General features: G+C 68.5%; 12 protein-coding genes. 6 read left to right on the forward strand and 6 right to left on the reverse strand.

The annotated features are described in order from the left end of the window. Positions 1 to 89: 89 nt before the first annotated feature. Positions 90 to 1,472, reverse strand: coding sequence for an aldehyde dehydrogenase family protein (locus tag KEG57_RS38525; protein WP_272426002.1), 1,383 nt, complete (start codon positions 1,470 to 1,472; stop codon positions 90 to 92). Positions 1,473 to 1,533: 61 nt separating this feature from the next. On the opposite strand from KEG57_RS38525, the gene KEG57_RS38530 reads away from it, so the two are divergent. After that, a complete protein-coding gene (locus KEG57_RS38530; RefSeq protein WP_272426004.1) occupies positions 1,534 to 2,310 on the forward strand; it encodes a Stp1/IreP family PP2C-type Ser/Thr phosphatase in 777 nt (258 codons plus the stop codon). A gap of 3 nt (positions 2,311 to 2,313) precedes the next feature. Here the strand turns inward: KEG57_RS38530 and KEG57_RS38535 are convergent, their stop codons facing one another. Both KEG57_RS38535 and KEG57_RS38540 read right to left on the reverse strand, forming a co-directional pair. Then, a complete protein-coding gene (locus KEG57_RS38535; protein WP_272426006.1) occupies positions 2,314 to 2,487 on the reverse strand; it encodes a hypothetical protein in 174 nt (57 codons plus the stop codon). Positions 2,488 to 2,564: 77 nt separating this feature from the next. Next, a complete protein-coding gene (locus KEG57_RS38540) occupies positions 2,565 to 4,979 on the reverse strand; it encodes a DUF2169 family type VI secretion system accessory protein (protein WP_272459423.1) in 2,415 nt (804 codons plus the stop codon). A gap of 561 nt (positions 4,980 to 5,540) precedes the next feature. Here KEG57_RS38540 and KEG57_RS38545 point away from each other — a divergent pair. Then, a complete protein-coding gene (locus KEG57_RS38545) occupies positions 5,541 to 5,804 on the forward strand; it encodes a hypothetical protein (protein WP_272426008.1) in 264 nt (87 codons plus the stop codon). Continuing rightward, positions 5,801 to 6,898, forward strand: a complete 1,098-nt coding sequence (locus KEG57_RS38550) for a hypothetical protein (protein WP_272459424.1) — start codon at positions 5,801 to 5,803, stop codon at positions 6,896 to 6,898. The genes KEG57_RS38545 and KEG57_RS38550 overlap by 4 nt, the downstream gene beginning before the upstream one ends. Here the strand turns inward: KEG57_RS38550 and KEG57_RS38555 are convergent, their stop codons facing one another. Continuing rightward, a complete protein-coding gene (locus KEG57_RS38555; protein ID WP_272459425.1) occupies positions 6,899 to 7,978 on the reverse strand; it encodes a glycosyltransferase family protein in 1,080 nt (359 codons plus the stop codon). It abuts the gene before it with no gap. Positions 7,979 to 8,028: 50 nt separating this feature from the next. Here KEG57_RS38555 and KEG57_RS38560 point away from each other — a divergent pair, with 50 nt between their 5' ends. Then, on the forward strand, positions 8,029 to 9,021 hold the full coding sequence (locus KEG57_RS38560) for a hypothetical protein (RefSeq protein ID WP_272459426.1): 993 nt from the start codon (positions 8,029 to 8,031) through the stop codon (positions 9,019 to 9,021). A 20-nt stretch (positions 9,022 to 9,041) separates the two neighbouring features. Further along, complete coding sequence (gene def, locus KEG57_RS38565) at positions 9,042 to 9,635, forward strand: peptide deformylase (RefSeq protein WP_272459427.1); 594 nt, start codon at positions 9,042 to 9,044, stop codon at positions 9,633 to 9,635. 52 nt (positions 9,636 to 9,687) lie between these two features. On the opposite strand, the gene KEG57_RS38570 is transcribed toward def, so the two are convergent. Both KEG57_RS38570 and KEG57_RS38575 read right to left on the reverse strand, forming a co-directional pair. After that, on the reverse strand, positions 9,688 to 11,478 hold the full coding sequence (locus tag KEG57_RS38570) for a M4 family metallopeptidase (protein WP_272459428.1): 1,791 nt from the start codon (positions 11,476 to 11,478) through the stop codon (positions 9,688 to 9,690). A 237-nt stretch (positions 11,479 to 11,715) separates the two neighbouring features. Further along, positions 11,716 to 12,312 carry a polysaccharide biosynthesis/export family protein gene (locus tag KEG57_RS38575; RefSeq protein WP_272426019.1) on the reverse strand — a complete coding sequence of 199 codons (597 nt, stop codon included), beginning with the start codon at positions 12,310 to 12,312 and terminating at the stop codon, positions 11,716 to 11,718. An 84-nt stretch (positions 12,313 to 12,396) separates the two neighbouring features. Here KEG57_RS38575 and KEG57_RS38580 point away from each other — a divergent pair, with 84 nt between their 5' ends. Beyond that, entirely contained in the window at positions 12,397 to 13,932 is a 1,536-nt protein-coding gene (locus KEG57_RS38580) for an O-antigen ligase family protein (protein WP_272459429.1), read from the forward strand. Positions 13,933 to 13,992: the final 60 nt, after the last annotated feature.

The following is a 13,992-nucleotide window of genomic DNA, read 5'->3' on the forward strand; positions in this document are numbered from 1 at the left end:
GCGGTTTTTCCGACCTCGGTCCAGGCCGTGCCTGGTCCGGGGTGCAGGGGGCGGACAGCCCCCTGCTGGGGTGCGGGGCAACGCCCCGCTCACAGCTTGAAGTTCAGCGCCTTCGGCCGCGTGAGGTGCAGGAAGCCGAGTGCGGACAGGGTCGAGCCCTTGCCGCTGTCCTTCACGCCGGTCCACGGCAGGGCCGGGTCGAGTGTGTCGCACTGGTTCATGTAGACCGTGCCCACCTCGAGTTGCTGCGCGAGCCGTTCGGCTCGCTCCCGATCACGTGTCCAGACGCTCGCCGTCAGGCCGAGATCGCTGTCGTTTGCCAGCCGCACTGCCTCCTCGTCCGAGTCGACGGGCATGATCGGCAGCACGGGGCCGAACGTCTCGATGCGCATCACGTCCATCCGATGCTCGACGTTCACGAGCAGCGTGGGCTCGAAGAAACGCCCGCGCCCGTCCACCTGCGTTCGTTTGCCTCCCAAGAGAACCTTCGCGCCCGCGGCGACCGCGCGATCGATTTGCCCCTGGATGAACGCCGGGTGATGCGGCTGCGCGATCGGGCCCATGTTCGTCTCGGCCGCCATCGGATCGCCGAGACGGTAGGTCTTCATGAGCGCGAGACACCCCTCGACGAACTTCTCGTAGAGGCTCCGGTGCACGTATGCGCGCTCGACCGCGCAACAGCTCTGGCCCGCGTTGTAACAAGCACCGTCGACGATGTTCTCGATCGCCTTGTCGAGATCGGCATCCGCCGCCACGTACGCCGCGTCCTTGCCGCCGAGCTCGAGCCCCACGTCGACGAAACGCGCAGCCGCGGCCGCGGCGTACACCTTGTGCCCGCCCGCCACCGAGCCCGTGAACGCCACGTGATCCACCCGCGGATCGGCCACGATGCGCCCCGCCATCTCGTGATCGCAGTGCAGCGCCTGAACAAGCCCGGCCGGCGCCCCCGCATCACGCAGTGCGTCGGCGAAGTGCTCCCCACAAAGCGGCGACCGCGGCGAGTGCTTCAGGATCACCGCGTTCCCTGCGAGCACGGCCGGGATCACCACGTTCACGGCCGTGAGCAGCGGATAGTTCCATGCAGGCAGGTTGAACACCACCCCGAGCGGGGCCCGCGTGATCCGCCGCTCGAAGCCCTCCTGGGGCGGCAAAACCGTGTCCGCGAGCGACGCCTCCGCGATGCTCGCCATGTACCGGGCGCGCTTGGCCATCCCGCTCACCTCGCCACGCGCCTGACGCAGGGGCTTGCCCATCATGGCCGTGATGTCGGCCGCGATGGCGTCGGCCCGCCCTTCCATGCGCGAAACGGCCGCGAGGCACAGGGCCACGCGGTCTTTCACCGGCGTAAGGCCAAAGGCCCGGGCGGCGGCCCGGGCGGCGTCGAGGGCCTGGTCGACCTCGCCGGCTTCGGCGAGGGGCCGCCTGAAGGCCACGTCGAGGGTGTAGGGATTGTCGACGACGAGCTCCAGCATGGGGAAGCTTGGACTTAGGGCCTGTTCGTCGGCCAGGAAATGTTCGTACAATACGCGGCGGATGCGAGCAGTCGCGGCAGGCCTATCCGACGTGGGCAGACAGCGGCACCACAACGAGGATCGCTTCATCCTTCTGCCTGAGTTCAACGTGTTCGTCGTCGCGGACGGCATGGGTGGACATCAGTCCGGAGAGGTAGCGAGCCGCATGGCCGCGAGCTCCATCGCCAAGTACTTCCGCAACGAGTGCAAGCACGACGTGACCGTCGGCCAGCGCCTCCGCGCCGCCGTGCTCGAGGCGAACGCGAAGATCTACGCCCGCGCCGACGACTCACGCCTGCACCGCGGCATGGGCACGACCGTCGTCGCGGGCGCGTACGCGCCGGACGATCGCACCTTCTTCGTGGCCCACGCGGGCGACAGCCGTTGCTACCGACTGCGCGGCGACGAGATCAAGCAGCTCACGCGCGACCACTCGCTCATCTCGGACGCGCTGCTCGAGCGGCCCGACCTCACCGAGCTCGATCTCAAGTACCTGCCGAAGAACGTCATCACGCGCGCGCTCGGCATCAGCCCGACGGTCGACGTCGACCTGCGCGCCGAGCGCGTCGAGCCGCACGACGTCTTCGTCCTCTGCTCCGACGGCCTGCACGGGCTCGTGTCCGACGAGGAGATCGCCGCCATCGTGCGCGACAACGCGATCCTCACCGAGGCGTGTGCACGCCTCGTCGAGACGGCGAACGCGAACGGCGGACGCGACAACATCACGGTCGTGCTCATCCGCATCGAGCCAGACGATCCGCCCTGGGCCGGCCGCCGCGCGAACTTCGCGCGCGCCTGAGGACTACGGCCTCCGGCTGATCGTCCCGGCCCGGAAATACCAGGCGAGCGCGAGCACGGCGATCACCAAGAGCACCACCCAGAACCACGGCGATCGGGTCCTGGCGGCCTCGCTCGTTTCTTCCATCTGCGCCGCGAACACGTTCGCGGCGGCGAGGATCGCGGTCGGTGCGTTCATCTTCGCCTCCCACCGCTCACGTTGGGCCGGCGGGAAAGGCGTCAATTCTTCACGGCGCGGTCACGTCATCGATCACGTCATCGATCACTCGACCGTGGCCGCGAGGGCGTGGCGGCCTCGGCGTACGTCGCGCCGCGGCCGTCGGGGTGCACCCGCGCGTAGGCCCGGCGCGCCGAGGCGAGCGCCTCCCGCACGCGCACCCGGAAGGCCGGATCGGCCTCCATGCGCTCCTGCCAGACACGCTCGATCCGGACGAGACAGATGCGCGCGAGGCCGAGCTCCGCGAGCACCACGTCGGCGTCGCTGTGCTCGACCGAGAACATCAGCCGCGCGTAGTCGGCGATCTCCAGCGCGCCTCGCTCGATCTCGAGCTGTTGCACGTACGCTCGATCGTAGGCGAGCCGCAGCTCGCACCGACCTTGTTCGGTCTCGGCGCGGATCGCGCCTATCCACGTCCGCTCGGTCGACACCCAGCGCTGCTCGGACAAACCCATCTCCGACAGGATGCGGGCGCGCTCCTCGGGACGGCGATCGATGCGAGCGGCCACGGTCGCGCATTGCTCGAGTGGCAGGTCCGCGGCCATGAGCAGCGGCGCGGCCATGCTCGCCGTCGAGGGACGGCGACGATCGCCCGACGGGCGCGGCGTCTCGACCGAGACGACCGAAGGCTTCGGCGACGGCGTGATCGGCGCGGAGGGCAGGGCGGGGCCGGACGAGGCCACGGGCGACGCCGCGAAGAAGGCTGCGTTCTCCACTGGCGAGACGGGCGCTGCGCTCACGGGCGCCGCGACCGACGGACCCTTCGAATCGGTCCACGCGAGAAGCGCGGGGGCGCGCTGGGTCGTGGGCGGCGCGTCGAGCAGACGACCACTCGCGGCGACGGCGCCGCCGGGCAACGTGGGAGGCGGCGCGAGTGTCCCCGTCTTTCGCGTGCTCGGCACCAGCGTCGGCGGCGCGAGCGTGTCGCGCTCCGTGATCACACCGAAGCTCTCCGCCGGCGGCGGGCTTGTCGTTCCCGTGCGTGCGGTTGCGGGCGCGCGGTCGGCCGGATCTTCTTCCTCTTCGCCCGGCGTGTGCTCGCCCTGCGAAACGCTCGTCGGCGTGGGGGGAGGCGAAAGCCGCATCGAGGCCGCGTCGCCCGGCCAGACGTCCGTCTCCCACGACGTCTCGACGTGCGCGACCTCTGCGCGCGTGGCGCGCTCGACGAGCTGGGTCGGTCCAGGGAAGGCCGCGTCCACGACGAACCTCGACGACGCGCGATCCTCGATGAGGCGCTCTCCCGACGGCGGGATCGGCACCGAGCTGTCGCGCGGGCGCGCGGGAAGGCCGCCCCCGCTGCTGAGCGCGAGCGGCTCGACCGGGAGCTGTGCCGACTCTTCCGGCGTGTGCTGCACGGGCGCGCTCGGCAGGAGCGTGTATCCCTCGTCCTCGGCGATCTCGCCCTCGAAGGGGCGGGGCAGGATGGGCCTCGGGCTCGAGTCCTCGGGCGGGACGGGGGGTGACTCCACGTCTTCGAGGCTCACGGTCATCTCGGGGCTCTCGGAGGCCACGATGATCCGGCCGAGCGCGTGCTCCTCGGGCTCGGGCACCGGCGTCGATCCACGCCAGGACACGACGGCCACGAGGCGCACGCCGTCGATCCAGACCGTGTCGAGACGCAGGTCGACCTCGAATGGCCGGAGCGAACCCTTGTGCGCGTAAAACACGCGCGGGCGGATGTTCGGCAGCTTCGACTCGAAGCGCGAGGCCTTGCGGGTCAGGTGTTCGAGCACGATCACCGGCGCGGGTTCGAGCTCGTCGATCTGTTGCTCGATCGGGGCGCAATTGAAGAGCGAGAAGGGGAGCGAGTCGGGGGCCGTCGCGTGCTCGGAGCGGATGCGGCGCGCGAACGTCACGGCATCGTCCGGGGCGCCGCGGTGCTCGGCGCGCCAGCGGATCGGCAGCGGACCGAAGCCTGGCGTCGCGTTGGGCGGGCACGTTTCGCTCGTCTCGATGCGCGGCAAGGGCCAGCCCGCGCTTCCGGCGCCGGTGGGGATGCCGCTCATGTTCTCGCCTTGCATCGCGGCGAGCTCGTAACGGAGCGGGATCGCGGAGAAGCGCTCGGGGGCGCTCGGACGCAGGCTGCCCGTGTGCCCGGGCATCCACACGCGTGGCCCGCAGACGCGCAGTGACTTCTCGAAATGCCCCACGCGCAGGCGCGGCACGACGATCTCGGTCGGCACGCCGCCGGGGGCGAACGCGCGGCCCGAGAACGCGACGTCGAGCTTCGGCTTGTACGGGACGAAGTCACTCGGCGCGAAGAGCGCCGCTTGCGGGTTGTGATCCCAGGAGATATCGCCGTGCGCCGTGTCCTGCTTCGGCGCGAGCAGGGCCGTCTCGCCGTGGACCAGCGTGAACGTCGCCTTCACCCCGATCGTGAGGCGATAGCCGCCGGGGCGCTCTTCCCACACCACGGTGGCGACGCTGAATGGGCAGAGTCGGACGATCTCCAATGCGGGGAGGGTAGCTTAACGCGAGCAGGTTGGGAAAGATTTCCTCGCGGGATCCCCGAATCTTTCGTGCCCTCGAGCTCTTCCGCTCCATCGAGTGTGACAATTGTCACACATGCGGCGCAACGTGGGATTTGCCCGATCCAGCGGACGCAAGTACGGCGCGAGACGCTGCGGTGCGTCGGGCCGAATGCAGCCGCGACCGACCGCCGCGCGTGCGACAACCCATTGGCGGGAGAGCGGTCCGTCCATACTGCCCGACTTCTCCGTTTCTCCCGTCCCACCCCGAACACGCCCGGCGTCCCACGATCCGTCGCGCCGGAAGGGAACGCCCTAGGGGCGATGCGTACCCCCGCGCGACCATTGCCCGCGCATGCGGGCCGACGCACGGGCGCGCCGGCCATTGAATCATTTCCGTGACGACCGCGTGTTTCGTTTCGATGGCGGGGCCTCCGTCGTGGTCACCGGCGTGACCAGAAAAAAAATGCACGTTCTCGACAGAAAAGGAGAGCGTATACGGCGGCCCGAACGATAGTCTGACGCCCCTGTCGAAAGGAGACATTCATGCTCAAAAATAGCCTCGTCGCGCTGGCGCTCGCTTCCTTCACCACCGTTCTGCTTGCATGTTCCGCGGCAGAGGTGGGGGAGCCATGCGAAACCGAGGGTGCGGCGGACGAATGTGTCGACGACGCGATCTGCGGAAAGCCGAGCGATACGGCCACGGAGCCGCAGTGCCTCAAGGTCTGCACACAAGACACGGATTGCGCCGCGAGCGAATCCTGCAACGGCGTGACCGGCACCAGCACCAAGGCCTGCCGGCTCAAGTGATCGCCTGCGCCGCGGCCCTCGCCGCGCTCCTCGTCGCTCCATCCGGGCGCGCCGAGGTGGGATACGGAGCGGCCGCGGCGCGTACCCTCGAGGGCCACACATTCCAGCCGCCCGTGCTGCTCGAAGGCCCGTTCACCACCACCCACGTCGGAATCGACACCTCGATGGGCATGCGCGTCCAGGACGGCGCGGGCGCCCCGCCCACGGGCCCGATGCGCCTGCCGCTCCCCGCCCGCGACGGCCAGAAGCTTTTCCTGTTCGAGGAGCGGCTCGCCGTGGGAATCGCGCCGGTGCGCGGCGCGGAGATCGGGGCGCGCGCAGTCTTTCAATTGGGCATCGGTGGCGACGCGGCGTCAACCTATTATTATGGGGGCCGCACGGGCTACGAGGTCCGCCCGCACCTCGGCTTCGAGGCTCTGCACAGTGAATCGCTCGGCCTCTCGGTCGGCCTGCGCGCGGGCCTGATCATGGCCGGCGGGGTGCGTGCGCGTCCCTCCGGGCTCGTGGACGCCATGATGCGCGAGGCGGACGCGGCGATGCGGGATCGGGCGCGTGTCATCTGCCTGGTCGCCGGGGACCTCGGCTGCGCGTTCAAGAATTTCGACGGGGCCGGGGCGATGCGCGTGGACGAGCGATCGTTCGGCGTGCACGCGTACGCGAGCGCGGCGAAATCATTCGGCCGGCACGTGGGCCTTCAGGCTTCGTTCGGCGGCGAGGGCCTCGATACACGGCTGCACGGCGGCCCGGGCCTCGATTCCCACATGTCACCGCGCTCGTATGCGGCGTCCGTCGCCGCCTCGGTCGACCTCGCGCCCCTCGCGCCGCTCGGAGCGATGTTCGAAGCGGGGCTCGAGCGCGGCGAAAACCGAGGCCTCGATCGCCGCAATGCCGAGCTCCTCGGCGGCGCGCCCATGGCCTACACGACCGAGCGCGTCGCGGCGGGCGTGTATTACACGGGGCGCGACGCGCTCACACTGGGGTTCGTCGGGACGTACGGTTTTACGCAGGCGAGGCGCGCCGCCGGAGACACGATCTCGCCTGGCCCGCCGACCCGCGCGCTCGGCGGACGCCTGGCCCTCCGCTACTTCTTCTGATCAGGACAGCACGCCCGCCGCGGCCTGATCGAGCAGCCCGTCGATGCCGTCGAAGAGATCCTGGTTCCCATTCTGGGAATACGCGGCGAGCTTCTCCGCGCATGCGGGGACGACCTTCACGAAATCGAGGATCGTGGCGGGATCCGCGAGCGAGGCCGCGGACCGGCCAAACCCTTCGCGCTCCAAGTATCGCGCGTTCAGGACCTGCTCGAACTGGTGGCGGATGGGGACGGCGAGCATGGGTTTGTGGAGGAAAACCGCCTCCCCCATGAGCGTAAAACCGCCGCCCGCGATGACGGCGCGGGCCGAGGCGAGGTCATCGATGAACCCGTCCTCGCTGAAGGGCCGATACCGCAGGTTCCCCTCGACCTGCTCCTCCTGAATCCCGCGGCGCATGCCGTAGATGCGGCATTCGAGGCCCGTCTTCTGCAGCGTATCGGCGAGCGCGTCGTTTCCTTCGGCGGTCTGGTAGACGAGCAGGTGCTCGCCGTCGCGCCGGTTCGCGCGGAGGATCTCGGGGCGCAGGATCGGCGGGTAGAGCGTCGTGCGGGGCTTGCGGATCGGGGGGCGGAAAAAGCTCGTGACGAGGTAATGGTCGCAGAACGGGAGTTTTCCTTTGATGAACAGGCGCGTCACGGTAAAGTCCGCCTCGTCCCCGCGGATGATGTCGGGCCCGTGCGTGCACCGGTTGATGATCTGCATGTTGTCGATGGACAGGATGGGCAATCCATGCGTCTTGGCGAACAGGTAGGTCCACGACTCGAAATCGCTGATCACGACCTCGGGGCGGAACGCCTGGATGAGCTCGAAGTACGCCGCGATGTTCTTGGGCAGCCCGGCCGCGCCCTGCGTCACGTTCGAGAACAACGTCTTGCCCCGACGGACGCGGTTCTCCTCGTAGATCATGTGGAAGCCGTGAATCTTGTTGACGCCCTCGAATCGCTTCGTGAGGAACTCGGCGGCCCGCCCGGAGGCCATGATCTCGATCTCGTGCCCCTGGCCGACCAGGTGCTCGAGCACCACGCGCGAGCGCATCGCGTGCCCCATGCCCTCGCCCACCACCCCGTAGAGGATCTTCATGGGCGAAGAGTTTATCGATCCGCACGGTGGGGGTCGAGGATCCGGCGCGCATGACGGCCCCGCGCGGCCTTCGCATCTGGTGCGAGATGGTCACGCACGCCGAGATCGCGGCGCCCGCCGTGCTCCGGGCCCTCGCCGAGCGGAAGATCGGCCTCATCGTCGCGGCGCAGCCGGGCCCGCGCGCCGATCTCGTGCGGCTCGCCCAGGCCGCGAGGGACGCGGGGCTCTCGTTCGCCGTCTGGCCGATGCTCGCGGACGCGGCCGGGCGCTGGGCGAGCGTGGACAACGCGGCCCGCTTCGCCGCGTACGTCCGGACGCTCGTCGACGAGCTCGACGCCGCCTGTGCCCTGCCCGAGGAAATCGCCCTCGATCTCGAACCACCGATCGACCGCCTCCGCCGCCTCCTCGGGCTCGACCCACCCGCGAGAAGCGCGCCGCATCCGGAGGACGGTGCGGCGATCCTCGGCGCCCTCGTGCGGGACCTCGGCGCGCGTGTCCCCACGTCGATCCGTGTCTCGGCCGCGGTCATCCCGCTCATTCTTTTTGACGACGAAACATTGGGATTCGAACGATGGCTCGGCACGCCGGTCGGATCCATCGGCTGGGATCACGCGAGCGTGATGGTCTACACCACGCTGATCGAAGGTTATTCGCGGGGCCTTTTGACCCGCAACGATGTCCGGCCGCTGCTCGCGTCCTCGTGTCTCCTCGCCGCGGCGCGCTTCGGGGCGCGGGCGGGCGTGTCGCTCGGCGCGGTGGGGAAGGGGGCGCTCGGGGACGAGGCGACGTATCGCTCGGCCTCCGAGCTCGCCGACGACGTGGCCATCGCGCGCGCGGCGGGCCTCGAACATCTCACGCTCTTCGACCTCGGCGGCGTGCTCCGCCGGCCGCCCTGGGAGGCGTGGCTCGACGCGTTCGCCTGGACCGAGCCCGCGCCACGTTTGCCCGAAGCGACGTGGAAGAGCCGCGCGACGGAAAAGCTCGGCCGCGGGGCGTCGCGCTTGCTCGGCGTGGCCGGTTCCTTGCGCCGGACGCGCGGGTGAGGGCACGATCCCGCGTCCCGATGTCGAAGCCCAAGATCGTACAAGCCGGAAGCCCCGTCCTCCGCGCCGCTGCCGCGCCCGTCGCGAGGGATCAGATCAAGAGCCGGGACATGCGCCTGCTCGTGAAGAAAATGGTCGAAACGATGCGCCAGGCGCCCGGCGTGGGCCTCGCCGCCCCGCAGATCGGCGTGGGCCTGCAGGTGATCGTGCTCGAGGACGACAACAGCCGCATGGCGCGCCTCACGAAAGAGCAACGCGATGAGCGCGGCCGCGCCCCGTTCCCGCTCACGGTCATCATCAACCCCGAGCTACGCGTGATCGGCGAGGAGACGGCGACGTACTTCGAGGGTTGCCTGTCCGTCGCGGGCTACATGGCGCTCGTCGAGCGGCACTTTGCCGTGGAGGTGACGGGCTTCGACGAAAAAGGCGAGCCGCTGCGCTGGGAGGCGCGGGGCTGGCCCGCGCGCATCCTGCAGCACGAGGTGGATCACCTGCGCGGCGTGCTCTACGTGGATCGCATGATCTCGCGGACGCTCTCGTGCAACGACGAGATGGGCGCGCGCTGGCTGGAGACGCCCGTCGACGAGGTGAAGAAGGTGTTTGGCGTGGAGTGAGGGAGGGCGCGCGGGCCTTGGTTTGACCCGAGGAACACGCGCCCGTCCGGGATCACTGGGCGGAGTAGGTCTTGAGCGTGATGCCCGAGGACGCCGCGTAGCCGTAGAGCTTGATGTAGTACGTGCCGCTCTGCGGCGGGACGAACTCGCAGACCTCGTTGTTGCCCTCGAGGTACGGACGGCAGGTGTAGCTCGCCGTGGTGGGCGCGCTGCCGAAGCGCACGTAAAGATCGGCGTCGCCCGTGCCGCCGGAGATCTCGATCTTCAGCGCCTTGGAGCCGGCCGGCGTCGCCTGCGTGTACGACGTGCTCCACTTCTTCGAGCCGACCGAGATGCTGTTCACCTGGCCGATCAGCGCGTACGTCGGAGCGGCGCCCACGCCGACGGCGGTCCAGGCGTCGGCGATCGTCTGCGCCGCGGCCGCGCCGTAGAGCGTGTTCGCCGCGTCGACCGTGCAGGAGCGCGCGTCGCTGAACTTGGCGTTCGGGCCGAGGCAGGACGTGTTGGCCTTGTAGAAGATCGCCGCGCCCTTCTGGATGCTCTCCACGGCGTTCGACGCGAGCGGGGCGACGACGTTGCTCGTCTTGCCGCGCGGGTGCGAGCCGCCCGCGACCGCGAGGTAGAACGCGAGGTTCGCGATGCCCGAGTTCCAGTGCACGCCGCCGTTGTCCGACGTGCCCGTGTAGCGCGTCGGGTAGTAGTCGTAATCGCCCGCGATCGCCGGGTCGTTCATGTAGCGAAGCGCGTCGCCCGCCGTGCCCGGCGTCCAGCACTCCTCGCCGATCTTCCAGGTGTTGCCGGAGACCGCGCCGTCGCGGTAGGCCTCGATCGAGGCGCCGAAGATGTCGGACATGGCCTCGTTCAGCGCGCCGGACTCGTTCTGGTAGACGAGGCCCGAGCCGTACTCCGTGACCGCGTGCGTGAGCTCGTGGCCCACGACGTCGAGCACCGTGAGCGCCGACGAGTCGGTGCCGTTGCCGTCGCCGTACACCATCTGCGTGCCGTCCCAGTAGGCGTTCACGTAGCTGGTGCTGTAGTGGACGCTCGACGTGAGCGTCGCGCCCGAACCGTTGTAGCTGTCGCGGCCGAAGTTGTTGAAGTAGAAGTCGTACGTGATGCCGGCGTTGTCGTGCGCCGCGTTGACGATGGCGTCAGCGACCGACGTCTGGCCCTCGGAGCGCACGAGCGTGCCGGGCAGGGTCGTCTTGTTGCCCGCCGTGTACGTCTTGCGGTTCCTCGCGGTCTGGAGGTTGTCGTAGCTATTGACGATCTCACCCGTCCGGGCGTCGACGAAGACCACGGGCATCGAGGGCGAGCCGTCGTGGTTCGTCGCCTCGAGCTGGATCCGGTGCGTCGCCACCGCGCCGAGCTGCTTGCGCGCGAGGATCTGCATGTCCGCCTTGCGCGTCCGCGAGACCACGCCGTCCACGGACGCGTAGGCGATCTTGATCGCCTCGGCCTCGGAGATCGTGGCCGGCTCGACGCGCAGGTTGCGCTCGAGGTAATCGTGCACCTGCTTCACGTCACCGCGCGTATCGAGCTCGACGACGGCCTGGGCGCCGAAGACCGGGATCCCGTTGATCGACTGGGCGACGCGCGTGACGGCCTCGTTGCCGTCGTCGATGTGCACGCGCTCGACGTTGAGGTCCCCTGCGCCCCGGGCGATCTCGCGCCCGGCGACCTTCTCGATGCCGATGTCGCCGGCGAGCTTCATCGCCTGATCGTCGCGACTGGCGAAGACGTCCTGAGAAGCGGCCTGATTGTCGACGTCCTGGCCGTCGACGGCGCAGGCCGCGAGGAGAAACGTCAGGGGAGCGAGCGTGGCAAGGCGACGATTACGCATGGGCTGACACCTCGACGAGAAAAAGGTGGGAGCGGACGGATCCGATGGTCCGGAGAATGCGGACCTTCCTTTTTTTCTCGATTGATGTCAATACCGATCTGCGTCGCAGCCGAAATTCATCCGTAATGGGTGAATTTTACTACGAATCAGTGCAACGGCTTTGCATCTGCTATTTTGTGGGAATCGTGCATCCCAACTGGAACGCCCAGGGTGCACTCCGGAGTTACCAGGTGTGCCCTATGGAACGACCACGGTGTCATTCGTCAGGAGCGGCAAATTCTCGCGTAGATCTCCGCCTTTCACCACGGCCGAGAACGCGAACGGGATCCGCCGCTCGCCGTGCGCGTCCTTGCGCACGATGACGATCTCGTTCGGCGCGGCAAAACGCGTGAATCCACCGGCGAGCGCGATCGCCTGCAGCACCGTGACCTGCCCCGTCGGCGTGAACTCGCCCGGACGCGTGACCTCGCCGAGCACGTAAATGCGATAGCTGTGGAGCTCCGCGACCTCGACGGACACGACCAGCGGCTCCGTGTAGAACTGCTGGCCCTTTTCGGTGATCTCCTTGCCGATCTGCTCCACGGTCTTTCCGCCGCAGACGATGTCGCCGACGAGCGGTAGCGTGACGAATCCGTCGGGACGCACCGTGACCCTGCGGCTCAATTGATCGTTGTGCCAGACGCGCACCTCGAGCACGTCCCCGGCGCCGACGGTGTACGTCCGCATGACGCGTAATTCCGTCGTGTAATCGTAGTTCGGGCGCGCGCCGCCGCAGCTCGCCGAGGCTGCGAGCCCAAGGAGGAGCAGGCATCCCCGCGCGAATCGTCCTTTCACGCCCCGGGCGATTCTCTTCTTTTGGTGCACATCCATGGCTTTCCTCCGACGAGCACGTTCACCCGTGGCAAAGGGTGATCCCGAATGCTCGGAGCGCCATCCCCTGCTACGAAAGAGGCCACGCGCGCCGCGGAGAGCCATCTCGAACGCGCGCCTTCGGGGGACATGGCCGCGATCATCGTGTGCGTGCTCTGCGCGCTCGTCGTCTTGAAGCCCCAGGAGTTCGTGCCGGCCCTCGCCGGGCTGCCGCTCCTTTACATCGTGTTCGCGCTCTTCACCGTGGCATTCGCCGCGGACGTCCTGCGCGGTCGCGCCCGGGTCGATCTCCCGCCGCATGCGCCCTTCGTCCTCGCATTTTTTCTGTGGGGGGCGCTCGTCACGCTCGTGCGCAGGCCGGCGGTCCTGCAAAAAGAGGGAATCGACCTCGCCATCGTGCTCTGCATCTTCGGCGTGATCGCGCTCGGCCTGGGCACGACGAAGGGGCTCCGGCGTTTTTGCTGGACACTGCTCGTTTGCATGATGTTCGCCACGACGGTCGCGCTCGTCCAGTCCCAGAGTCCTTATGGCTGCATGATCGCGGAAAAGGGCGACTGGGAGGGCAAAGGCGAGCTCCAGTACGACGGGCGCGGCTGCGAGACCGCGCTCGATTGTCGCAAGGACGGGCTGCCGGACGTGAATTACCGTTGCGAGCGGGTCGGGCCGTTCGGCACGGCCACGATCGGCGGGCGTGTACGTTATCGCGGCACGCTTGCCGATCCGAACGAGCTCTCGCTCGCCGCCGTGATGGCCTTGCCCTTCGCGCTCGCGTTCGCCGAACGAAAACGTTCGTCACGTGATCCGAGCCAGAAGCCGAGCGCCGCGTCGCTCGGGCTCCCGATCCTGCTCACCGACAGACTGCTCGCCAGCATCGGTTCGTTCCTCCGCGTCGTCCCGGCGCTCCTCCTCGCGCTCGCATTCGCGGTGATGATCGTCCTTTCCCAGTCACGCATGGGCGTCCTCGTTTTCCTCGTCGTGATGGGCCTCGCCTTCATAAGGCGCGCAGGCGTCTTCGGCGTCGTCATTGGTTGCATCGCGTTTCCGCCCGTGCTCCTGCTCGGCGGTCGGAGCGGGGCGGAAGCGGAGGCGTCCGCGGACGAACGTCTCGATCTCGTGGCCGAGGCGCTCACGATGATCCGTCGATCGAAGGGGATCGGCTTCGGGGTCGGTCAATTCGCCGACGAATCGACGCGCGGGCTCACGGCGCACAACAGCTACCTGCTCGCCGCGGCGGAGACGGGAATCATCGGGGCTTGCCTCTTCTCGCTCGTGCTCTACGGCGCAATCAAAGTGCCGGTGAAATTGTGGTTCGGCTCGTACGACGTGGACGCGGAGCTCCGTCGCATCGCACCGGCCATCGCGATCTCGCTCGTCGGTGCATACGTCGGGATCTTTTTCCTGTCGTGGTCGTACAAGGAGTTTCTTTACATGCTGCTCGGCGCCTCCGCGGCGCTCTACCAGGCCGCGCGCGCAGAGGATCCGCGGTTCTCCGTGCGCATCGACCTGCGCGAAGCCGCGACCGTCTGCGCGGCTTGCCTCTTGCTCTTCCCGATCGTGTGGATCGTGCTGCACGTGATTGGCTGAATTGAATGTTCTCGACAAACAAGTGGAGCGAGGAGGCGCCGAGCATGGTCATTGCCGGAG

This window comes from Polyangium jinanense (assembly GCF_028435365.1).

Bases quoted from the DNA above. Each gene is read 5' to 3' on its own strand.
- KEG57_RS38525 (WP_272426002.1), bottom strand. From the start codon at position 1,472: ATGCTGGAGCTCGTCGTCGACAATCCCTACACCCTCGACGTGGCCTTC.
- KEG57_RS38530 (WP_272426004.1), top strand. From the start codon at position 1,534: ATGCGAGCAGTCGCGGCAGGCCTATCCGACGTGGGCAGACAGCGGCAC.
- KEG57_RS38535 (WP_272426006.1), bottom strand. From the start codon at position 2,487: ATGAACGCACCGACCGCGATCCTCGCCGCCGCGAACGTGTTCGCGGCG.
- KEG57_RS38545 (WP_272426008.1), top strand. From the start codon at position 5,541: ATGCTCAAAAATAGCCTCGTCGCGCTGGCGCTCGCTTCCTTCACCACC.
- KEG57_RS38555 (WP_272459425.1), bottom strand. From the start codon at position 7,978: ATGAAGATCCTCTACGGGGTGGTGGGCGAGGGCATGGGGCACGCGATG.
- KEG57_RS38560 (WP_272459426.1), top strand. From the start codon at position 8,029: ATGACGGCCCCGCGCGGCCTTCGCATCTGGTGCGAGATGGTCACGCAC.
- def (WP_272459427.1), top strand. From the start codon at position 9,042: ATGTCGAAGCCCAAGATCGTACAAGCCGGAAGCCCCGTCCTCCGCGCC.
- KEG57_RS38570 (WP_272459428.1), bottom strand. From the start codon at position 11,478: ATGCGTAATCGTCGCCTTGCCACGCTCGCTCCCCTGACGTTTCTCCTC.
- KEG57_RS38580 (WP_272459429.1), top strand. From the start codon at position 12,397: ATGCTCGGAGCGCCATCCCCTGCTACGAAAGAGGCCACGCGCGCCGCG.